The following is a 20,954-nucleotide window of genomic DNA, read 5'->3' on the forward strand; positions in this document are numbered from 1 at the left end:
CTAGGGTGGCGGGATGTCAGCAGACCGCCTTGCCGCGCTCGAGGCGCGGGTCGCCGCCCTCGAGGCCCGGCTCCACGCCCCCGCCCCCGCAGTCCCGCCCGCCCCTCCGGCCGGCAGCCCGCTGTGGGCGCTGGAGGGGTTGCAGGCGCGGGTGGAGGATCCGGGCGCCGTCATGCTCGTCGGACACGTCGAGCTGCCCGACGGGCGACGCGCGCAGTGGCAGCTCGGCGCTCCCACCGAGGACCTCCTCGGCACCGACTGGACGGAGGAGGCAGACGTCCTCGTCGCGCTCGGCCACCCCGTGCGCCTGCGGCTTCTCCGGCGGGTCCTCACCGGCGCGGCGACCGTCGCCGAGCTGCTCGACACCGAGGGGGTCGGCACGAGCGGGCAGGTCTACCACCACCTGCGCCAGCTCACCGCGGCCGGCTGGCTGCGCGCCGTCGGCGGGGGCAGGTACGAGGTGCCGGTGGCACGCGTCGTGCCGCTGCTCGCCGTCGTCCTCGGGGGGCGGCGATGAGGCGCGCAGTCGCCCGGTGGCAGACCTGGTGGACCCGGCTGTTCGTCGCCGCGGTGCTCGCCGGCGTCCTGCTGCCGGTGGCGCCCTGGGGGCTCGTCGTCGCCGTCCTCGCCTTCGGCCTGTCGCTCGTCCGTCCGCCCGCGACGACGCGCGGGCCGGTCGACCTCGGGGCGCCGCTACGGGGCCGCTGGGTCGTCATCAACGGTCCGGGCACCGCCGTGCCGAGCCACGGGGTCAAGGCCTACGGGCAGGCCTACGCCGTCGACCTCCTCCAGCCCGCGCCGGACGCCCCCGCCACCCTCGGCTGGGGCCTGCGGGCCCGCCGTCCCCAGACCTACCCGTCCTTCGGGCAGCCCGTGCACGCGATGGCCGGTGGCACGGTCGTGCGCGCCCGCGACGGGCAGCGCGACCACGGCGCCCGCGACACCTGGCCCCTCGTCGTGTGGATGATGACCGTCGAGGGCTTCCTCCGCGAGCTCGCCGGACCGGGCCGGATCCTCGGCAACCACGTCCTCGTCCGGCACGAGGACGGCACCGTCGGTACCTACGCCCACCTGCGCCGGGGTTCCCTCGCCGTCCGCGAGGGGGAGACGGTGCGGACCGGGCAGGTGCTCGGCGAGGTCGGCAACACGGGGAACACCTCCGAGCCGCACCTGCACGTCCAGGTGACCGACCGGGCGCCGCTGACCGCCGGGGCGGGCGTGCCGATGCGGTGGCGCGTGGCCGCCGTCGTCGGGGAGAGGGACGAGCGCTGGTCCACCGGCCCGCGCCGCCCGACCGCGCTGCCGTGGTTCCCGGAGAACGGAGAGGTTCTCGAGCTGGGCTGAGGAACGCGAAAGGCCGCCTCCCGGGGGAGGCGGCCTTCGGTCTGTGCGCCATCTAGGACTCGAACCTAGAACCCACTGATTAAGAGTCAGTTGCTCTGCCAATTGAGCTAATGGCGCGGGCCAGCAGTCCTGAACATTACCACCGCCTGCGGGGCGTGAGCACCCTGGAAGGGCTTCTCGTGACGAGTATCACCGCACCGCCGGGCGCCCGCGAGGGGAACACCGCGCATCGGGGTTTCGGATAGATTTGGGGGCGTGTCGAAGCCACGCGTCACCCTTGCGACCTGCCTGGACCACCCGGAGCTGGACCCCGGTGAGGAGGGCCTGCTCGACGCGCTCGCCGCGCGTGGGATCGATCCGCAGGTCGCCGCCTGGGACGACGAGTCGGTCGACTGGTCGCAGGCCGGGGTCGTCGTGCTGCGGGCGGTCCACAACTACGCCCCCCGGCGCGAGGACTTCCTCGGGTGGACGCGCAGCATCCGCAAGCTGCTCAACCCCGCCGACGTCGTCGAGTGGAACACTGACAAGCACTACCTCCAGGAGCTCGGCGCCCGCGGGATGCCGACGATCGACACCGTGTGGCTCGAGCCCGAGGACGGCCTCACCAAGCACCAGGTGCACACCCGCTTCCCGTCCCAGGGTGACTTCGTCGTCAAGCCGGCGGTCTCCTCCGGCGCGCGGGACACCGGCCGCTACACCGCGCGCGACGCACGCTCGCGGATGGATGCGATCCAGCACGCCTACCGGCTGCTCCAGGACGGCCGCGCCGTCATGGTCCAGCGCTACGTCAAGTCCGTGGACGAGCGCGGTGAGACCGCCCTCATCTACCTCAACGGCGTGCTCTCCCACGTCGTGGAGAAGCAGGCGATGCTCCTCGGCCCGCTCTCCGGCCCGGACGCCGTCCCCGAGGAGGTCGCCGTCCCCCGCCTCGCGAGCGAGGCCGAGCTGCGCACCGGCGAGCAGGCGCGCGCGGCCATCCACGGCTACATGAAGTCGCGGCTGGGCCGTGACGCCCAGCTGCTCTTCTGCCGGATCGACATGGTCGAGGGCGACGACGGCATCCACCACGTCCTCGAGGTCTCGCTCACCGACGCCTCGCTCTACCTCGGCGCCGTCGACGGCGCCCTGGACGATTTCGCCGACGCCATCGCCTCGCGCGTCTTCTGGTAGACCCGGCCGCTCAGCCCGGCGGCCCGTCCCAGACGACGACGCCGTCGCTCAGCCGCGCGCCGGCGGAGGGCTCGTGCAGCCGCACCTCGCCGCCCGGCATGAGGTGGTGGACCGGGAGGTCGAGCGCGAGGGTGGCGACGTCTGCGATCAGCCGCCGGTGGCAGCGCCACCACACCGCCTCGGAGCACATGACCGCGACGCGCTCCTCCCCGCGTGCCTCGTCGGCGACCTCGGCGAGGGCGGCGGCGAACTCCTCGGTGCGCGTCCAGCCGGCATACGCGCGGAAGGAGTCGACCTGCCACCAGGTGTCCGGCGACGGCGTCCCCTTGCGCAGGTGGCGCCGCCCACCCAGGCGCTGCTCCCACCGGTAGGGCACGCCCGCCTCGGGCAGCCACTCCTCCAGCGCGTCGCGGGTGACGTCGGGGTTGTGCCGGCTGCCGGGGAACCTGCGGACGTCGACGACCGCCGCGACCCGCCGACCGCCGAGCAGGGCGGTGAGCCCGGTGCGGTCGAGTGCGCCGTGACCGACGGTGAGCAGGGGCATCGGGTCATTCTGTGCCGCCGCCGACGGGCGCGCACCCGTCGCCGGGCTGCGGGCCGGGGCTGTCAGCGAGGGGTGTGCTCTGGGCCGTCGTCGAGCCGCTCGAGGAGGTCGACGGCGGCGGCCATGTAGCCGCTGATCCAGCGGTCGTGGATGCGCTTGATGGGCAGGGGCGCGAGGGACAGGTGGCGCTCGCGGCCGACCTTGCGCCCGGTGACGAGGCCTGCGCGCTCGAGGACGCGAAGGTGCTGGAGCACGGTGGTGCGGTCGAGGTCGGGCACCGCGTCGCACAGCTCGCCGGTCGTGCGCGGCGCCGCCCGCAGCAGGTCGAGGAGCCGGCGGCGGGTGGGGGAGGCGAGGGCCTTGAAGACGAGGTCGTCGTCGGACCCATTGACCTCACCGGCTGACATGTTGTAAAAATATCACATGAACGCACCCGAGCAGCTGACCGACCTCGGATTCACCATCTCCGGGCGCGTCGCGCGCCCCGTCGCGGAGGTCTACGAGGCCATCGCCGACCCCGCCCAGCTCTCGCGCTACTTCACCACCGGCGGCGCCCGCGGCCGGCTCACCACCGGCGCCGAGGTGACCTGGGAGTTCGCCGACCACCCCGGTGCCTTCCCGGTCCGGGTCCTCGAGGCGCACGAGCCCAGCCGCATCGTCATCGAGTGGGCCGCCGACCACGGCACCCGCGAGACGACGCGCACGACCTTCGAGCTAGAGCCGATCGACGACGGCGCCCGCACCCTCGTCACCATCACCGAGTCCTCGTGGCAGGCCACCCCGGACGGCGCGCGCAGCGCATTCGGCAACTGTGAGGGCTGGACGAGCATGCTCGCCGCGCTGCGCGCCTGGCTCGAGCACGGCATCAACCTGCGCGAGGGCTTCTACCGGTAGGACTCGCCGCGGCAGCTCAGCGGCGCGGGGGACCGGCCTCGGCGGCGGCGAGGATGTTGCGCGCCATCGTCGGGAAGATGAGCACGTGGAAGGGCAGGACCGCCAGCCAGTACAGCCGCCCGACGATCCCGCGCGGGAAGAAGATGGCCCGCTGCCGGTAGCGCGACCCGCCGTCGGGGCGAGGGTCCACCGAGAGCTCGAGCCAGGCCCGCCCGCCCGCCCGCATCTCCGCCCGCAGGGTGAGCCGCCGACCTGGCTCGACCGACTCCACCCGCCAGAAGTCGACGTGGTCACCGACCTGGACGGTGTCCGGGCGGCTGCGTCCGCGCGCCAGCCCGTACCCGCCGGCGGCCTGGTCCAGCTTGCCCCGGATGCGCCACAGCAGCGGCGCGGAGTACCAGCCGTTCTCCCCGCCGATCCCCTCGATCACCCGCCACACCGCCTCGGGCGGGGCGGCGCCGTCGCGCTCGCGCACGTCGGTGTAGACCGTGTGGCCGGCCCACTCCGGGTCCGAGGGCAGCGGGTCGGCGGGGTCGGCGCCCGCGGTGACGTCGTCGTCCCAGGTGGCCGTCACCTGCCCGGACAGCTGGCGGCCCAGCGCCAGGCGGCACGCGTCGCGGTAGGAGGTGAGGCCGCCGGGCGGGTCGGGGACGAGCGCCGCGACGTCGTGGTCGCGGGCGACGGCGTCCTCGGCCATCGAGGCGGCGAGCGGCATCGCCAACCCGCGCGGGATCGGGGTGGTGAACCCGATCCAGAAGCCGGACAGGCGCGGGGCGGGCACGGGCAGCGCCCAGATCCGCCGTGGCCGCAGCCCGGCGACGAGCGCGTAGTCCGAGAGCAGCTCCTTGAACCGCTGCGGGCGGCCGCTGCCGATGTCGAAGGACGCCTGCACCGGCTCGGGCAGCGCGCACGCCTGGGCGAGGTAGTACAGGACGTCGCGGATCGCGATCGGCTCGACGAGGTTGTCCAGCCAGCGCGGCCCGGGCATGACCGGCAGCCGCTCGGTGAGGTGGCGGATCATCTCGAAGGACGCCGACCCCGAGCCGATGACCACCCCGGCGCGCAGGACGAGCGTCGGGACCGGGGACTCGAGGAGGATCCGGGCCACCTGCTCGCGCGAGCGCATGTGGTCCGAGAGCTCCTCGAGCTCCTTGTCGGGGTGCAGCCCGCCCAGGTAGACGATCTGCTGCACGCCCGTCGCGGCGGCGGCGTCGGCCACGTTCCGGGCGATCTGCGCCTCGCGGTCCCGGAAGCCGCGCCCGGTGCCCATCGAGTGGACGAGGTAGAGCACCGTGTGGACGTCGCGCATCGCCTCGCGCACCTGCTCCGGTGACTCGAGGTCCGCCTCGACGAGCTCGACGTCGCGCGCCCACGAGCGCGTCTCCAGCCGGGAGGGGTCCCGCGCGCCCGCCCGCACCGTGAAGCCGGCGGCGACGAGCTCGGGGACGAGCCGCCCGCCGACGTAGCCGCTCGCCCCGGTGACGAGCACGCGGCGTCCGCGCCCCTCGGGCAGGGAGATCTGGAGCGGGGAGGCCGGCCGGTCACTCATCCGGCCACGCTAGAGCCGCGCGGCCAAGGGCACCCGGCGAGCGGGGTCGCGCCCCGGCCCCGACGTGCGCGCACCCACCCCGTGCAGCGGCCGCCGCCGCGGTCTGCCACGTAATGACGGCGTCACACGACAGCAGTAGATTCTGCGGAATGGACACCCAGCTGCAGTCGGAGATCATCGCTGCTCTCGAGGTCATCGACCCGGAGACGTTCGACGCCGCCGCGCAGGCCGAGCGCCGCATCGAGTTCCTCACCCGCTACCTCCAGGAGACCGGCGCCCGCGGGCTGGTCCTCGGGATCAGCGGCGGGGTGGACTCCACCGTGGCCGGGCGGCTGTGCCAGCTCGCCTGCGAGCGCGTGCGCGAGGCCGGCGGCGACGCCCAGTTCGTCGCGGTGCGCCTGCCCTACCGGGTCCAGAAGGACGAGGAGGACGCCGCCGCGGCCGTCGAGTTCATCGCTCCGGACGTCCTGGAGACCATCGACATCGGCCCGGCCACCGACGGCATGTGGGACCAGGTGCTCGCCTCACGCACCCCGGTCACCGACGCCAAGGACGACTACCACAAGGGCAACGTCAAGGCCCGGATGCGGATGACCGCGCAGTACGCGATCGCCGGCGCTCGCGGCATGCTCGTCGTCGGCACGGACCAGGCGGCAGAGGCGGTCGTCGGCTTCTACACGAAGTTCGGCGACGGCGCGGCCGACGTCACCCCGATGTTCGGCCTCCCCAAGCGCCGGGTGCGCGAGATCGGCGTGCACCTGGGCACCCCCGAGTCGCTGGTGAACAAGGTGCCCACGGCCGACCTGGAGTCCGACAAGCCGCTGCTGCCCGACGAGGAGGCGCTCGGCGTGCGCTACGACGTCGTCGACGACTACCTCGAGGGCAAGGAGGTCGCCGAGCAGGACGAGGCGACGATCGTCGGCTGGTACCGGCGCACCGCGCACAAGCGCGCCCTGCCCGTGACCCCCGACGGCTACCTCGGTCGCCCCTGACCCCACCCCCACTCCCGCGCGAGAGCGGTCTCCCGCGCGACAGCCGACTTCCGCGCGACAGCGGAGTTCCGCGCGAGAGCGGAGTTCGTGGCGACAGCGGAGTTCCGCTCGACAGCCGACTTCCGCTCGACAGCCGACTTCCGCGCGAGAGCGGAGTTCGTGCCGACAGCCGACTTCCGCTCGAGAGCGGAGTTCGTCAGTGCGCCTTGGCCTTGTTCCCGCGGCGCGGTACGAGGTGGAGCACGGCGACGACCAGACCGCCGACCACCAGGCCGACGACGGCAGAGGCGAGCGTGTTCACCAGCCACGTGACGAAACCGCTCAGCGCCCCGAGCCCGCCGGCGACCGCCTCCTCGAGGTGGTGCACGAGCTCGTAGGGAGCGTGCCAGCCGAGGTCGTCCACCCCGACGAGCAGGATGTGCCCGCCGACCCAGAGCATCGCGACGACGCCGACGACGGAGAGCACCGCGAGCACCTTCGGCATCCCGCGGACGAGGAGACGTCCGACGCGCTGGGAGAACGCCGCCTGGCGCTCGGCCAGGCGCAGGCCGATGTCGTCCATCTTGACGATGAGGGCGACGACGCCGTAGACGAGCGCGGTGATCCCGAGGGCGACGACGACGAGGATGAGCGCCCGGTTGAGCAGCGGCTCCTGGGCGACCTCGTTGAGCGCGATGACCATGATCTCCGCGGAGAGGATGAAGTCGGTGCGGACCGCGCCGCTCACCATCGTCTTCTCGTGGTCCACCCCCTGCGTGGCCGCCGGCCGGGCGGTGGCTTCGGCATGGTGCCCGGTGACGTACTCGTAGAGCTTCTCGGCGCCCTCGTAGCTGAGGTAGAGCCCGCCGACCATGAGGATCGGGGTGAGGAGCCACGGGAGGAACTGGCTGAGCAGGAGGATGGCCGGGAGGATGAACAGGAGCTTGTTGCGCAGCGACCCGGTGGCGATCTTCCGGATGATCGGCAGCTCGCGGTCCGCCGTGAAGCCGTGGACGTAGCGGGGCGTGACCGCCGTGTCGTCGATGACGACGCCGACAGCCTTGGCGCTCGCTCGCCCCGCGGCGGCGCTGATGTCGTCGACCGAGGCCGCGGCGAGCTTCGCCAGCGCCGCGATGTCGTCGAGCAGGGCGGCTAGGCCACCGGCCATGGGATCTCACTCTCGTCCGTCCCGGCGGCCCGTGCTGCCGGGTAGGCGCAGAGCATAGAGCGTGCCACCCCACCCGGGCGCGACGTCCACCCCGAGTCGCACCAGCGGGCTGTCGCCCTGCGCCTGCGCGCATCCCCGTCGAGCGCTGGATCTCGCACTCCGCCCCGTGTGGTCGTGGCTCTATGCGTCGCGGACCGACCCCGTCAGGCAGAACTCCGCTGTCGGGCGGAAGTCGGCTGTCGGGCGGAAGTCGGCTGTCGGGTGGAAGTCGGCTCTCGTGCGGAAGTCGGCTGTGGGCACCAAGTCGGCTGTCGGGCGGAAGTCGGCTGTCGGGCGGAAGTCGGCTGTCGGCACCAAGTCGGCTGTCGGTGGGGAGGGGGTTCGCGGCAGGTGATGACATTCGCCCTGTCTCCGGGTGCGGGGGCGCGGGGGGCCGGGGCAGGATGGGGCCGTGACAGCAGAGGCGTACTGGACGGTCGGTCCGGGACAAGGACAGATCAGGCAGACGCCCCTCGACCCACCGGGTCCCGACGAGGTGCTCGTGCGCACCCTGTGCTCGGGGATCAGCCGCGGCACCGAGACCCTCGTCCACCGCCACGCGGTGCCCGAGTCGGTCCGCCCGCTCATGCGCGCGCCCTTCCAGGAGGGCGACCTGCCCGGGCCGGTGAAGTACGGCTACCTGTCCGTCGGTGTCGTCGAGGAGGGGCCGGACGAGCTGCGCGGGCGCCGCGTGTTCTCCCTCCACCCCCACCAGACCCGTTACGTCGTGCCCGCCACCGCCGTCGTGCCCGTGCCCGACGACGTCCCGAGCGAGCGCGCCCTGCTCGCCGGGGCCGTGGAGACCGCCGTCAACGCACTGTGGGACGCCGGGCCGCGGCTCGGGGACCGGATCGCCGTCGTCGGCCTGGGGATGATCGGGGCGTCCGTCGCCACGCTCCTCACCGGCTTCCCGCTCGCCCGGCTCCAGGTCGTCGACACCGACCCGAGCCGCCAGGAGCTGGCCGACCGGCTCGGGCTCGAGCTCGTCACGCCCGAGACCGCCGCCGGGGACTGCGACGTCGTCGTCCACTGCTCGGCGAGCGAGGCCGGGCTCGCCACCGCACTGCGCCTGGCGGGGGAGGAGGCGGAGGTGGTCGAGCTGTCCTGGTACGGCACCGACGCCCCGCGCGCCCCGCTCGGGGAGGCGTTCCACGCCCGCCGTCTCACCCTGCGGGGCAGCCAGGTCGGGGCGGTGAGCGCCGCCCGCCGCGCCCGCCGCACCACCACCGACCGGCTGCGCACCGCCCTCGACGCGCTGCGCGACCCGCGCTTCGACGCCCTGCTCAGCGGGACCAGCGACTTCGCCGACCTGCCCGAGACCATGGACGCGATCGCCTCCGGCCGCCGTCCCGCCCTGTGCCACGTCATCCGCTACCCCGAGGAGAGCTAAGTGTTCAGCGTGACCGTCCGGGACCACATGATGGTCGCCCACTCCCTGCCCGACCCGTTCTTCGGGCCTGCCCAGGGTCTGCACGGCGTCACCTACGTCGTCGAGCTCACCTTCTTCCGGCCCGAGCTCGACGAGCACGGCGTGGTCATCGACATCGGCGCCGCCACCCAGCGGCTCGGTGAGGTCACCGGCGCGCTGCGCTACCGCAACCTCGACGACCTCGAGGAGTTCGCCGGGGTCGTCACGACCACCGAGGTCGTCGCCCGGCACGTGGCGCACCGGGTGGTCGAGGGCCTGGACACCACCCCGTTCACGGCCGTCGAGGTCAGGCTCCACGAGCACCCCGACGCGTGGGCCACCTACCGTCTCGAGCTCCCCGGCCGGTAGGTGCCCGGGCTGCGCTTCGTCGTCCCGGCCCGTGGCGCCGCCGGGCCGAGCGGCGGTGACGTCTACGACGCCCGGCTCGCCCGCGCCTGGGACGGCGTGCACGGCCACTCCCACGTCCTCGCGCTGCCCGGCGGCTGGCCACGTCCCGGACCCGCGGAGCGCCGCGCCCTGGGCCTGGCCCTGCGGACCCCCGACACCGTCGTCCTCGACGGGCTCGTCGGCAGTGCCTGCCCGCGCGAGGTCGAGCGCGCCGTCGACGGCGGCACCCGGGTGGTGCTGCTCGTCCACCTCCCGCTGCCCGCCGAGGCCGGGCTGCCGGCCGAGGAGGCCGCGCGGCTTGCCGAGCTCGAGGCGGCCGCCGTGCGCGCGGCCTCCGACGTCGTCGCGACGAGCACGTGGGCGGCGCGCGACCTCGAGCGCCGCTACGGGCGCCGTGACGTTCTCGTAGCCGTCCCCGGGGCCGAGCAGGCGCCCCTCGCCGAGGGCAGCCGCCCGCCCCACCTGCTCGCGCTCGGGGCGCTCACGGCGGTTAAGAACCAGACCGTCCTCGTCCCGGCGCTCGCGGCGTTGCGGGACCTGCCCTGGGAGGCGACGTTCGCCGGCCCTGCCGGTGCCCAGCCGGACGTGGCCCGGGACCTGGTGCGCGCGCTCGCGGACGCGGGCCTGTCCGACCGGGTGGCGCTGCCCGGCGCCGTCGTCGGGGACGGGCTGGCGGACCTGTGGCGGCGGACCGACCTCCTGCTCCTGCCCTCGCTCGTGGAGACCTACGGGCTGGTGGTCACCGAGGCGCTCGCCCACGGCCTGCCGGCACTCATCCCCGCCGGGACCGGGGCCGTCGAGGCGCTCACCGGCGCCGCCGGGGAGACGTGCGGGCCGGACGCCCCGGGAACGGCCGTCGACCCGACCGACCCGGCGGCGTGGGAGCGGGTGCTGCGCCGCTGGCTCACCTCCGCGCCGCTGCGGGAGGGCTGGCGGGCCGCCGCCCACGCCCGCCGCGCGCGGCTGCGGACGTGGGCGGACACCGCCGCGGACCTACGACGCGGGCTGTTCGGCTGACCGCAGCGCCCGCAGGTCCAGCTCGGTGCACACGTCCTCCCCGAGGAGGAAGCGGCGCGAGCGGGTGCGGATCGCGTCGGCCAGCAGGTCCGAGCCGACGAACCGCAGGCCGGGGACGCCGTCGCCGATGAGCACCGGCGCGACGGTGAGGTAGAGGCGGTCGAGCACGCCGGCGGCGAGGAACGCCGAGACCACCCGGCCCCCGCCCTCGACGAGCACCCGGCCCAGCCCTCGCTCGCGCAGGAGCGTGAGCACGCGGTCCGGAACGGCCGGGCCGTCGTCGTCGAGCCGGACGACGTCGACGTGCGCCGCGAGGTCGCGCGGCACCGTCGCCGAGGGGCCGACGAGCCAGAGCGTGGGCGCGGCGCCGTCGGTGAGCACGTGGGAGGTGAGCGGCGTGCGGGCGGAGGGGTCGAGGACGACGCGCACCGGGTTGTGCCCGGGTACCGCGCGCACCGTGAGGCGCGGATCGTCAGCCGTCACCGTCCCCACCCCGACGACGACGGCGTCGACCAGCGCCCGCAGCCGGTGCAGGTGCTCACGGTCGGCGTCGCCGGTGACGAACTCCGCGTCACCGGTGCGCGAGGCGATGAAGCCGTCCAGGCTCTGTCCGAGCTGGCCGATGACGTAGTCCGTACCGAGCGCGACGAGCGGGCCGTACCGGTCGACGAGCTCCTGGTCGGCGTCGTGCGGGCCGCTCGCCGGCACCGTCCCTCCGAGCAGCGACTGCCACGAGTCGTCGGCGGCGGGCCGGTCGTGCCGCATCCGCTCGCGCTTGGTGGTGAGGTAGAACTCGTTCTGCGGGTGCGGGGGGATGATGAGGCTCACCCGCTGGGTGACCTCGATGCCGAGGTCGGTGAGCGCCTCCGCCTTCGCGGGGTTGGAGGACAGCAGGCGCACCTGCTGCACGCCGAGGTCGCGCAGGATGTCCGCGGACTGGTCGTAGCTCCGGGCGTCGGCGCTGTGCCCGAGGGCGAGGTTGGCGTCGACGGTGTCCGCCCCGGCGTCCTGCAACGCGTAGGCGCGCAGCTTCTCCAGCAGGCCGATGCCGCGTCCCTCGTGGCCGCGGACGTAGATGACCGCGCCCTCGCCCTCGGCAGCGACCGCCGCGAGGGCGGCGTCGAGCTGTTCACCGCAGTCGCACCGCCACGACCCGAACGCGTCGCCGGTGAGGCACTCGGAGTGGACCCGCACGAGCGGGGCAGTGGCCGGCGGCCCGGTGAGACCGCGGACGAGCGCGACGTGTGTCGTGCCGTTGCCCTCGCGGTAGCCGATCATCCGGAAAGGGCCGTGCCGGGTGGGCAGGACCGTCTCCACCTCCCGCTCGACGACGGGCAGGGCGATGTCGTTGGGGGCGCGTTCCTCGAGCTGAGACATAGGGGAGATTCTTCCCGTGACGCGGCGTTCGGCCACTCGGAAATCGTCAGACGGCCACTCCTGTGAGGTCGGCCACGACGGCGACGGCTCCGGCGGCGATCAGCTCGGCGCGCCGCTCGGTGCTGTCCGAGAGTCCGATGCACGGCATGCCGGCCGCCGTCGCCGCCTCGACGTCGGAGGTGCTGTCACCGACCATGACGGTCTCGTCGGGGTGGACCCCGGCGTCACGGGCCGCCGCGAGCAGCATGTCCGGCGCCGGCTTGAGCCGTTCCGGGGCCGCAGGGTCGCGCCCGTGGACGGCGAGGGCGGCGAGCAGCGGACCACCGTGGGCGAGGACGGCGCGCACCGCCTCGGGGGCGTTGTTCGTCACGACGGCGACGGCCGTGCCCCGCTCCCGGCACCGCGCGACGAAGGACGCCGCCGCCTCGACCGGCCGGGCCGAGCGGGCGGCCGCGACCTCCTGGGCGGTGCACCACCGCTCGACCTCGCGGGCGACCGCCGGGTCGCGTCGGGAGAGGAGGCGCAGGAGCTGGACGTGGTCGGTCTGCCCGGTGAGCTCGTCGTCGGGCGCGAGGCCGAGGGCGACGGCGAGGTCGAGCGCCCCGGCCGACACCCGGAGGAACTCCTCGCCGGGCAGGAGGCGGGTGACCGGGCCGTCGAAGTCGAGCACGACGAGCCGGCGGGTGTGCAGCAGCGCCCGCGCGGCGCCGGGGTCCTCGGTCATCCGCCCGATGCTACGGGCGGCACCGCGAGCGCGGGGGACGAGAAACGGCCCCGGCAGGAGCCGGGGCCGTTCCACTACTGGGGTGAGTGACGGGACTTGAACCCGCGACATCCGCGACCACAACGCGGCGCTCTACCAGCTGAGCTACACCCACCATGCGCGCCCTTGTGGGGCGCGGCAGTGTCACACTCTAGCCGCTCGCCCGCCCCGGTGTGGAATCCGCGCGCCTCAGGAGGCGGTGACTCCTGTCTCACTCGCCGACGCGCGGGCCGCGAGCGCGGCGACCTGGGACGCCGTCGAGTCCGCCTTGACGGCCTGCGCGGCGGCCTTGACCGTCGGGGTGTCGGGGCCCTCGCCCGCCGGCCACAGGGCGGCGCGGTAGTAACGCAGCTCGTCGATGCTCTCCAGGATGTCGGCCAGCGCGCGGTGCCCGCCGTTCTTGCTGGGAGAGTGGAAGTAGGCCCTCGGGTACCAGCGGCGGGCGAGCTCCTTGACCGAGGAGACGTCGATGATCCGGTAGTGCAGGTGCTCGACGAGCTCGGGCATGTCCCGCTCGAGGAACGCGCGGTCGGTGCCCACCGAGTTGCCGGCGAGGGGCGCCTTGCGGGCCTCGGGCACCCAGCGGCGCACGTACTGCAGCACCCGCTCCTGCGCCTCCTCCATCGTCAGGCCCTCGTCGAGCACGTCGAGCAGGCCGGAGGTCGTGTGCATCTCGCGCACGACGTCCCCCATCTGCTCCAGCGCACCCGGGGGCGGGGCGATGACGAGGTCGATCCCGGCGTCGACCGGCCGGAGCTCGGAGTCGGTGACGACGACGGCCACCTCGATGAGCGCGTCCGTGCCGAGGTCCAGGCCGGTCATCTCGCAGTCGATCCAGACGATCGGGTCCTTCAGTTGAGCAGGCATCGTTCCACTGTATGTGGTCGCGGGCGCTCGCGCCGTTACCCAACAGTGACTCGTGTTGCGCAATGTTCGTCCTCTGTTATAGGCCCGCGCCGCTCGTCCGTCACTACCGTGAGCGCCAAACGCTCGCCGACGGGGTGGCGAGCCCTGCCGGAAGGGGTCGCCATGCGCGCCCGTCACGTCCTCGCCGTCACGTGCACCATCGCCCTGCTCGCCGCCTGCGGCCAGGGAGGTGAGTCCGCCCAGGAGCTCACCTGGGAGGACAGTCCGCTCGCCGTGGCCCTCGGCGACGTCTGGGGGCTCGACCAGGACCCCGAGGAGTGGGAGCGCGAGGAGGCCGAGCGGCAGCGGCAGGTCGAGGAGGCCGTCGCCGCGTGCATGGCCGAGGAGGGCTTCGAGTACACCCCGGCGGTCTACGACGGCGGGTCCAGCGTCGTCATCGACGAGGACGACGACTGGGGCAGTGAGGAGTGGACGGCGCAGTACGGCTACGGCATCACCACCGACCCCTGGCTCGACGAGCAGCCCGTGGAGCCGGAGGAGGAGTGGGTCGACCCCAACCAGGAGTACGTCGAGGCGATGTCGCCGTCGGAGCAGGACGCCTACTACGAGGCGCTCCACGGCGCTCCGATGCTCGAGGAGGACTGGGTCGAGGGTGACCCTGAGCCCGAGTACGACTGGGAGGACGCCGGGTGCTACGGCAGCGCCCAGCACCAGGTCTACGAGGAGTCCGACCCCACGATGCAGATGTGGGAGGACCCCGCGTTCACCGAGTTCTTCGCCGCGACCGAGAAGGTGTGGGAGGACGCCGCGCGCGACCCGCGCACCATCGCGGTCAACCTCGAGTGGGCCGAGTGCATGGAGGCGGCCGGCATCACCGGCATGACCTCACCGGACCTCGCCCAGGAGGCGATCTACACGGAGTACGACCGGCTCATGGAGAAGGCCGACGCCGAGATCGACTGGGAGAGCATCGACTGGGAGTCGCTGCCGGAGGGTGCCGACCCGATGCGCGACCTCATGGAGGAGCAGGGCCTGGCCGAGCTGCGCGAGCGGGAGATCGCCCAGGCGGTCGCCGACCTCGCGTGCCGGGAGGAGGCCGACGTCGAGGCCCGCCTCATGGAGATCCAGTTCGAGCTGGAGGAGGAGGTCGTCGAGACCTACCAGTCCGACATCGACGCGATCATCGCCACCTACGGGCAGGAGTCGTGAGGCTCCCCTCGCGCCGCCGCGTGAGTGCAGTGGAGCCGGAGGCCGGCGTCGAGGCGCTCGCCGTGCCTGCCGAGGACACCCTGCCCGACGGCGTCCGTCCGCCCCGTGCCAACCGCACCATCGTCGTCGTCGCGGTCACCGCGGTCGCGAGCCTCGCCGCCGGCGTGGCGCTGAGCCAGCTCGTCGTCTCACCCGCCCAGCGCGCGGCGGAGGCCGCGCCGCCCGAGCCCGGGCTCATCACCGTGCCCGTCGAGCGGCGCGAGCTGTCCACCGACCTCACCCTGCGCGGCGACGCGCTCTACGACGACCCCGTGCCGGTGAGCCTCGAGGCGCCCGAGGGCGGCGGGGGTGCCGTCGTCACCGGGCGCGTGCCCGAGGTCGGCGGGCTGGTCGAGGCCGGGCAGGTGGTCCTCGAGGTCGCCGGCCGGCCGGTCATCGTGCTGCCCGGTGAGCTGCCCGTCTACCGCACGCTGCGGATGGGCTCTACCGGCCCCGACGTCCTCCAGCTCAAGGAGTCGCTGGAGTCACTCGGCATCGAGGCCGGCGACGCCGGGTCGGACGTGTACGACGCCGCGACCTCCGCCGGCGTCGACGCGCTCTACGCGCGGGTCGGCTACCCCTCCCCGGTCGCCGAGGAGGGCGCCGAGGAGTCGGTCGCCGCCGCGCAGGAGGCGCTGCGCGCGGCCGAGGAGGCGCTCGCACAGGCCCAGGGCGAGCTCGCCCGCGCCGCCGAGGGGCCGCCGCGCTCCGAGCGGCTGCGCCTGGACACCGCCGTGGCCCGCGCGGAGCGGGCGGTGCAGGCGGCGATCGACGCCGGTGAGCCGGCCGAGGTCGTCACCCAGGCCCGCGAGGAGGTCGCCGTCGTCCGCGCCGAGCGGGAGGAGGCGCTCGCCCCGCGGGACCTCACCCCCGAGCGCTCCCTGCGCGACGCCGCCGACCGTGGTGTCGCCGACGCGCGCAGGGCGCTGGACGAGGCGTGGCGCGCCGCGCGCACCCCGCTGCCCGCCGCCGAGGTCGTCTACGTCGACACCCTGCCCCGCCGGATCGACTCGGTGATGGTGACCCGGGGCGCGACCGTAGGGGGTGTGGCCCTGACGATCTCCGGTGCCACCCTCGAGGTCCTCGCGAGCGTCTCGGCCGCCGACGCTGCCCTCGTGAGCGAGGGCGCCACCGCCTACCTCATGGTCGGGGAGGAGGAGGTCGAGGCGCGGGTCGAGGAGGTCCGCGCACCCGCCCGCCGGTCGGGTGACGGCGAGGACGGTGGGGACTCCGGCAGCGGCGGTGACCGCCGCGAGGTCGTCCTCGTGCCGCTGGAGATCACCGAGGAGCAGCGCGCCGCCGTCGTCGGGACCAACGTGCGGGTGAGCATCCCGCTCGAGTCGACCGGCGAGGAGGTGCTCGCCGTGCCCGTCGCCGCGCTCACCGCCGGCCCCGGCGGGGAGAGCCGGGTCGAGATCGACCGCGGCGGCACGACCGAGGTGGTCGTCGTCGAGACCGGCCTCACCGCCGGCGGCTACGTCGAGGTGAGCGCCGAGGGTCTGGCCGCCGGGGACCTCGTCGTCGTGGGCCGATGAGCTCGCCCGTCGTGGCCGCGCGCGGCGTGGGCGCCGGGGACCAGCCGGCCGTCGTCGACCTCCGGGGCGTCACGCGCTCCTTCCCCGGTCCGCCGCCGGTGACCGCCCTGCACCCGGTGACGCTGCGGGTGGCGCGCGGGGAGTACCTGTCGATCGTCGGGCCGTCCGGCTCGGGCAAGTCGACGCTGCTCAACGTGCTCGGCCTGCTCGACCGGCCGACCACGGGGGAGTACTGGCTCGACGGCACCGCCACCCACGCGGTGGGGGAGCGGCAGCGCACGGCCCTGCGCGGCGGGCTCATCGGGTTCGTCTTCCAGGCCTTCCACCTGCTGCCCCACCGCACCGTCCTGGACAACGTGCTCCTCGCGACGATGTACTCCGGGCTGCCCCGTGAGGAGCGGCTGCGGCGGTCCTACGAGGCGCTGCGCCGCGTCGGGCTCGAGCACCGCATCGGGTTCCGGCCCACCACCCTGTCCGGCGGGGAGCGTCAGCGGGTGGCGGTGGCCCGCGCCGTCGTCACCGGCCCGCGGCTGCTCCTCGCGGACGAGCCGACCGGCAACCTCGACACGACGACGTCCGGTGAGGTGCTCGACCTGTTCGACGAGCTCCACGCCGACGGCCTCACCCTGCTCGTCATCACCCACGACGACGCCGTCGCCGCTCGCGCCGGGCGCCGGGTGCGGATCACCGACGGCGTGCTGCGGGAGATCGCGTGAGCCGCAACCAGTTCGGGATGCGCGACCTCGTGCGCGAGGCCGGGCACGGCATCGGCGCCCGGCCCGGCAAGCTCGCCCTCACCATCCTCGGCACCGTCCTCGGGATCGCGGCGCTCGTCGTCACCATCGGCATGGCGCAGACCGGCGGAGGGCAGATCGCCCGCCAGTTCGACGCCGTCGCCGCCACCCAGGCCGTCATCCAGCCCGGGACCACCGAGGGGGCCGACGGCTCCAGCCGCTCGCGCGCGGCCCTGCCGTGGGACACCCCCGAACGCCTCGGACGTCTCAACGGGGTGGAGGCCGCCGCCCTGCTCGCCGACCTCGACCCCGGCGACCGGCGCATCACCTCCGTCCCACTCATCGACCCGGCCGCCGCCGCGCAGGTGCAGCCGGCCCTCGTCGCGAGCTCCCCGGAGCTGCTCGAGGCGCTGCGCGGCACGCTCACCACCGGGCGGATGTTCGACTCGGGCCACGACGCCCGCGCCGACCGGGTGGTGGTGCTGGGCGCCGGCGCGGCCCAGCGGCTCGGGGTCAACCGGGTGGACTCCCAGCCCTCGATCTTCATCGGCGAGGAGGCCTACACGGTCATCGGGATCGTCGGGGACGTCGCCCGCCGGCGCGACGTGCTCGACGCCGTCGTCCTCCCGCTCGGCACCGCCCGTGCGGACCTCGGCCTCACGTCTGCCACCGAGGCGCAGGTGAAGATCGCCGTCGGGGCGGGGCCGCTGCTCGTCGAGCAGGCGCCGCTCGCGCTGTCCCCGAACACCCCGGAGAACATCACCGTCCAGGCGCCCGCGCTCGGGAACCGGCTGCGCGAGAGCGTCCAGGGCGACATCAACGCCGTGTTCCTCGCGCTGGGCGCGGTGGCGCTGCTCGTCGGTGGGCTGGGCATCGCCAACGTCACCCTGCTCGGGGTCATCGAGCGGGTGGGCGAGATCGGGCTGCGGCGCGCGCTCGGCGCGACCCGGCGGCAGATCGCGGCCCAGTTCGTCGTCGAGTCGGTGACGATCGGGCTGCTCGGCGGCCTGCTCGGGGCCGCGGTCGGCTCGTTCGCCGTCGTCGCCATCAGCGTCGTCCAGGAGTGGACCCCGATCCTCGACCTGCGGCTCGTCGGCGGCTCGGCGCTGCTCGGCGGGGTCATCGGTCTCGTCGCCGGCGCCTACCCGGCCCTCAAGGCCGCCTCGCTCGAGCCCGTCACGGCCCTGCGCGGCGGACTGTGACGAGCCCGCCGATCAGGGGACCTCGACGTCGCTGCCCGCGTTGAAGACGGCGATCTCGCTGCTCTCACCCCGGCAGCTGTCCAACGCGTCGGCCACTGCGGGTGCCACACTCGTCCTTGACGCCGTCATACGGGAGGTAACCGCCACCGCCGCGGACCTCCGTGCCGAGCTCCACGACCTGCCCGTCCGCGAGCACGACGGCGGCCGGGTCCGCCTGCCAGCTCGTCCCCGCCGGCCAGATGACCGGGTGGGCAGGCGCGCCCGGGTAGTCGACGGTGTTCGCGAGCACCAGGCAGTCCCCCCGCATCTCCACGGTCCCGCCCACGACGGCGTCAAAGCCGCTGTCACCGGACGCAGGAGGGGAGGTCAGAACCGGCCCGTCCACGGCGCCGACGGTGGGGCCACCGCAGGCCGCCACGCACGCCACTGAAAGCACCAGCGCTGACGTCCGGCGGGCACCGATCCTTCTCAGCCGACCTCGCATCCCCGACTCCCTCGTTGGCCCGCACTCCTAGACGGCGGGGGTTCTCTATGCCCGGCGTCCCGATCCCTCGTGGTGCTATTCCGCTGCCACGCCGGTCCGTGCTGCCTGGTCGGTCCATGCCCGTCGCGCCTTGTCGCTCAGGTGGCGAGAGGCCCGGATAACCAGCTCATGCAGGGCAGGTCCGTGCTCGGCGGCTATCGCCGGGTTGTGTCGGACGACGTCGAGCTCATTCGCCGCGGTGATCTCCATGAACGCCGACAGCGACGCGCGGTCAGGAGTGCGGAGCACGTCAGTGAATCGGTCGACGAACTCGACCTCCTCCTGACCGAGCTGCGGATAGACGTGCGCGCGGACGCAGCTGCCGTACAGGTACACGAGGCTCTCGGCCTCGGCGCCGATGGCTTCGGTGAGCACCGGCCGCTCGGCCAGGTCGAGCAGTGCCGTGTCGAAACCGTCAGTTCCGTAGCTGGCATGGCACAGGCCGGCGAGCTGGACCTCCGGTGGTGCGTCCCATGCCGCGAGCTCGACCCGGACGCGCCGAAGATGGTCCAGCAGCGTGCCACCGGGATGGGGGACCTCAGCGGCTCCGCGTGCGCGCAGCAGATCCTCAGCGGCTGCGACCCTCGAGTGGAAAGTCATGAGTACCCCTCCTTCGGGCGCGGCGACGCTCGACGCTGAACGATGCTTCCAGGTTCCTGGCTTCGAAGAATGCAGATCGAGCTAGAGAGCGCCATCGTCCCAGATGGCGTCGGAGTCTGTTCGAGGAATCTCCAGCCTCCTCCATTCCCCGATAGCAGGGTTGCGACGGTGCGTCCTCGGAGTAGAACCCAGCAAGCCGCCTTCCGCGCCGCGATCCTCACCGAGGAATCGTCGATGTCTGAGGGCGAGGTTCGATAGCGTCGTGGACGACGCAACGACGTCGCTGCGGCGTACCACCGGGTTTCGGGGGCGTCATGGGCATCGAGACGGACCTGGAGAGGTGCACCCAGTTGATTCCCCCGGCGAAGAGGTCGCTGACAGCCGGCATCGTCATCCTGCTCGCAGGAGCGATCGTCGTGGCCTACGGAACGGATGCCTACCTGTGGCTGACCAACCTGGCAGGCGCGAGTGCTGAACCCGGCCTGCACGCCGTCTCGCTCGTGCTCAACATCCTCCGGCTCGCCCTGATGCCCCTGGGTGCGGCGTTCGTCGGCGCTGCCGTCGTCATCCAGTCGGTCTCCACGCTCCTGACGGCCAGACAGCCGGCCCCGTAGCCCGGCACACCGGGGCACACGCGCCAGGAGCCGTCGTCGTCCCGGCGGACCTCACCAGCCGAAGGAGATGGGATGAGCGCCGACGACTACGACGACTTCGCGGTCGAGTACGACGCGGAGAACGCCAACAGCCTGCTGAACGCGCACTACGAGCGGCCGGCGGTGCTACGCCTGCTCGGAGACGTGGATGGTCGGCGGATCCTCGACGCGGGCTGTGGCTCCGGGCCGCTGGCAGCCGAGCTCGTCGGCCGGGGCGCGGACGTCACGGGCTTCGACGGCAGCCCCGCCATGATCGAGCTCGCGCGCCGCCGCCTCGGCCAGACGGTGCCACTGACGATCCACGACCTCAGCCAACCCCTGCCGTACGAGGACGAGACCTTCGACGACGTCGTCGCGTCCCTCGTTCTGCACTACCTCCAGGACTGGGACCCACCCCTCGCCGAGATCAGGCGCGTCCTCAAGCCGGGCGGACGACTGGTGGCGAGCGTCAACCACCCGTTCGCCCGGCAGATCAACGCCATGCACGAGGACTACTTCGCCACCCGCGAGTACGGGGAGGAGGTCGACCTCAACGGCCGCACCACCACCCTGACCTTCTGGCACCGCCCTCTGTGCGAGGTGGTCCGCGCCGTCCTCGACGCCGACCTTCGCCTGCGCGTGCTCGACGAACCCCCGCCCTCCGCCGAGACCCCGCCCGAGCTGATGCCGCCGCGGATCGCCAGCGGCGAGCGCAGCGCCTTCCTGTGCTTTCTCTTTCTCGTGGCAGAGAAGCCCGAGGCACGTGAACCGCTCCCCGCCGCATAGGGAGCGGGTCCTTCTGTGAACGTCACCCGGGCAACGCGCTACCGCGTGCCCGGCGCGCACCGGGCAGCCGCGGGCGCACCAAGTCCTGCTGGCTCGGGTTTGTGGAAAGGGTGCCCTCACCGGGAACGCCACCGGACGGGCAATACGGTGACGGGGCCCGCGACCGTGATCTTGA

At 73.7% G+C, this 20,954-nt stretch carries 23 protein-coding genes and 2 tRNA genes; 14 read left to right on the forward strand and 11 right to left on the reverse strand.

Annotated elements, in window-relative coordinates; genetic code table 11:
- The first annotated feature begins 13 nt into the window (after positions 1-13).
- Positions 14-517 (forward strand): helix-turn-helix domain-containing protein, encoded by a 504-nt coding sequence (locus FE251_RS03655; RefSeq protein WP_139072677.1) that lies wholly within the window; start codon positions 14-16, stop codon positions 515-517.
- A complete protein-coding gene (locus FE251_RS03660; RefSeq protein WP_139072720.1) occupies positions 514-1,344 on the forward strand; it encodes a M23 family metallopeptidase in 831 nt (276 codons plus the stop codon). The genes FE251_RS03655 and FE251_RS03660 overlap by 4 nt, the downstream gene beginning before the upstream one ends.
- Positions 1,345-1,388: 44 nt before the next feature.
- Here FE251_RS03660 and FE251_RS03665 read toward each other — a convergent pair.
- A tRNA-Lys gene (locus tag FE251_RS03665) sits at positions 1,389-1,461 on the reverse strand.
- A gap of 138 nt (positions 1,462-1,599) precedes the next feature.
- Between FE251_RS03665 and FE251_RS03670 the strand changes: the two genes are divergently transcribed.
- The gene (locus tag FE251_RS03670; RefSeq protein ID WP_139072678.1) at positions 1,600-2,514 is read left to right on the forward strand and encodes an ATP-grasp domain-containing protein; all 915 of its coding nucleotides are present in this window, start codon (positions 1,600-1,602) and stop codon (positions 2,512-2,514) included.
- 10 nt (positions 2,515-2,524) lie between these two features.
- Here the strand turns inward: FE251_RS03670 and FE251_RS03675 are convergent, their stop codons facing one another.
- Entirely contained in the window at positions 2,525-3,058 is a 534-nt protein-coding gene (locus FE251_RS03675; RefSeq protein WP_139072679.1) for a DUF488 domain-containing protein, read from the reverse strand.
- 62 nt (positions 3,059-3,120) lie between these two features.
- On the reverse strand, positions 3,121-3,465 hold the full coding sequence (locus FE251_RS03680; protein WP_139072680.1) for an ArsR/SmtB family transcription factor: 345 nt from the start codon (positions 3,463-3,465) through the stop codon (positions 3,121-3,123).
- Positions 3,466-3,481: 16 nt separating this feature from the next.
- On the opposite strand from FE251_RS03680, the gene FE251_RS03685 reads away from it, so the two are divergent.
- The gene (locus tag FE251_RS03685) at positions 3,482-3,952 is read left to right on the forward strand and encodes an SRPBCC domain-containing protein (protein ID WP_139072681.1); all 471 of its coding nucleotides are present in this window, start codon (positions 3,482-3,484) and stop codon (positions 3,950-3,952) included.
- A gap of 16 nt (positions 3,953-3,968) precedes the next feature.
- Here FE251_RS03685 and FE251_RS03690 read toward each other — a convergent pair whose 3' ends face one another.
- Positions 3,969-5,501 (reverse strand): SDR family oxidoreductase, encoded by a 1,533-nt coding sequence (locus FE251_RS03690; protein WP_139072682.1) that lies wholly within the window; start codon positions 5,499-5,501, stop codon positions 3,969-3,971.
- A 149-nt stretch (positions 5,502-5,650) separates the two neighbouring features.
- Here FE251_RS03690 and nadE point away from each other — a divergent pair, with 149 nt between their 5' ends.
- The gene (gene nadE / locus FE251_RS03695; RefSeq protein WP_139072683.1) at positions 5,651-6,493 is read left to right on the forward strand and encodes an ammonia-dependent NAD(+) synthetase; all 843 of its coding nucleotides are present in this window, start codon (positions 5,651-5,653) and stop codon (positions 6,491-6,493) included.
- A 196-nt stretch (positions 6,494-6,689) separates the two neighbouring features.
- Here the strand turns inward: nadE and FE251_RS03700 are convergent, their stop codons facing one another.
- Positions 6,690-7,640, reverse strand: coding sequence for a DUF808 domain-containing protein (locus FE251_RS03700; protein WP_139947925.1), 951 nt, complete (start codon positions 7,638-7,640; stop codon positions 6,690-6,692).
- A 451-nt stretch (positions 7,641-8,091) separates the two neighbouring features.
- On the opposite strand from FE251_RS03700, the gene FE251_RS03705 reads away from it, so the two are divergent.
- Genes FE251_RS03705 through FE251_RS03715 form a run of 3 tightly spaced genes read left to right on the forward strand, consistent with a single transcriptional unit; the run spans position 8,092 to position 10,512 of the window.
- On the forward strand, positions 8,092-9,069 hold the full coding sequence (locus FE251_RS03705) for a zinc-dependent alcohol dehydrogenase (protein WP_139947926.1): 978 nt from the start codon (positions 8,092-8,094) through the stop codon (positions 9,067-9,069).
- Positions 9,070-9,456, forward strand: coding sequence for a 6-pyruvoyl trahydropterin synthase family protein (locus FE251_RS03710; RefSeq protein ID WP_139947928.1), 387 nt, complete (start codon positions 9,070-9,072; stop codon positions 9,454-9,456).
- The gene (locus tag FE251_RS03715; protein ID WP_139947930.1) at positions 9,457-10,512 is read left to right on the forward strand and encodes a glycosyltransferase family 4 protein; all 1,056 of its coding nucleotides are present in this window, start codon (positions 9,457-9,459) and stop codon (positions 10,510-10,512) included.
- On the opposite strand, the gene ribA is transcribed toward FE251_RS03715, so the two are convergent.
- From ribA to orn, 4 genes are all read right to left on the reverse strand, one after another.
- Entirely contained in the window at positions 10,489-11,889 is a 1,401-nt protein-coding gene (gene ribA, locus FE251_RS03720) for a GTP cyclohydrolase II (protein WP_139072688.1), read from the reverse strand. The genes FE251_RS03715 and ribA overlap by 24 nt on opposite strands.
- A 46-nt stretch (positions 11,890-11,935) precedes the next feature.
- Entirely contained in the window at positions 11,936-12,613 is a 678-nt protein-coding gene (locus FE251_RS03725; protein ID WP_168202644.1) for an HAD family hydrolase, read from the reverse strand.
- 78 nt (positions 12,614-12,691) lie between these two features.
- Positions 12,692-12,767, reverse strand: a tRNA-His gene (locus FE251_RS03730).
- 74 nt (positions 12,768-12,841) lie between these two features.
- Positions 12,842-13,519 carry an oligoribonuclease gene (orn, locus tag FE251_RS03735; protein ID WP_139072690.1) on the reverse strand — a complete coding sequence of 226 codons (678 nt, stop codon included), beginning with the start codon at positions 13,517-13,519 and terminating at the stop codon, positions 12,842-12,844.
- 162 nt (positions 13,520-13,681) lie between these two features.
- On the opposite strand from orn, the gene FE251_RS03740 reads away from it, so the two are divergent.
- Genes FE251_RS03740 through FE251_RS03755 form a run of 4 tightly spaced genes read left to right on the forward strand, consistent with a single transcriptional unit; the run spans position 13,682 to position 18,238 of the window.
- A complete protein-coding gene (locus FE251_RS03740) occupies positions 13,682-14,728 on the forward strand; it encodes a hypothetical protein (RefSeq protein ID WP_139947934.1) in 1,047 nt (348 codons plus the stop codon).
- Positions 14,729-14,748: 20 nt separating this feature from the next.
- Complete coding sequence (locus FE251_RS03745; RefSeq protein ID WP_139947936.1) at positions 14,749-16,302, forward strand: efflux RND transporter periplasmic adaptor subunit; 1,554 nt, start codon at positions 14,749-14,751, stop codon at positions 16,300-16,302.
- On the forward strand, positions 16,299-17,018 hold the full coding sequence (locus tag FE251_RS03750) for an ABC transporter ATP-binding protein (RefSeq protein ID WP_139947938.1): 720 nt from the start codon (positions 16,299-16,301) through the stop codon (positions 17,016-17,018). The genes FE251_RS03745 and FE251_RS03750 overlap by 4 nt, the downstream gene beginning before the upstream one ends.
- Positions 17,015-18,238, forward strand: a complete 1,224-nt coding sequence (locus FE251_RS03755; protein ID WP_330998308.1) for an ABC transporter permease — start codon at positions 17,015-17,017, stop codon at positions 18,236-18,238. The genes FE251_RS03750 and FE251_RS03755 overlap by 4 nt, the downstream gene beginning before the upstream one ends.
- Positions 18,239-18,302: 64 nt before the next feature.
- Here FE251_RS03755 and FE251_RS03760 read toward each other — a convergent pair whose 3' ends face one another.
- Positions 18,303-18,527, reverse strand: coding sequence for a hypothetical protein (locus tag FE251_RS03760; RefSeq protein ID WP_139947940.1), 225 nt, complete (start codon positions 18,525-18,527; stop codon positions 18,303-18,305).
- Between the two features lie 270 nt (positions 18,528-18,797).
- Positions 18,798-19,361 (reverse strand): DUF6817 domain-containing protein, encoded by a 564-nt coding sequence (locus FE251_RS03765; protein ID WP_179954775.1) that lies wholly within the window; start codon positions 19,359-19,361, stop codon positions 18,798-18,800.
- Positions 19,362-19,675: 314 nt separating this feature from the next.
- Here FE251_RS03765 and FE251_RS03770 point away from each other — a divergent pair, with 314 nt between their 5' ends.
- On the forward strand, positions 19,676-19,975 hold the full coding sequence (locus tag FE251_RS03770) for a hypothetical protein (protein ID WP_139072693.1): 300 nt from the start codon (positions 19,676-19,678) through the stop codon (positions 19,973-19,975).
- Positions 19,976-20,047: 72 nt separating this feature from the next.
- Positions 20,048-20,779: a class I SAM-dependent methyltransferase gene (locus tag FE251_RS03775; RefSeq protein ID WP_139947954.1), complete on the forward strand. Its 732-nt coding sequence runs from the start codon at positions 20,048-20,050 to the stop codon at positions 20,777-20,779.
- The last annotated feature ends 175 nt before the right edge of the window (positions 20,780-20,954 follow it).

Origin of the sequence: Georgenia wutianyii (assembly GCF_006349365.1) — a bacterium.
GTDB classification, from domain to species: Bacteria; Actinomycetota; Actinomycetes; order Actinomycetales; family Actinomycetaceae; genus Oceanitalea; species Oceanitalea wutianyii.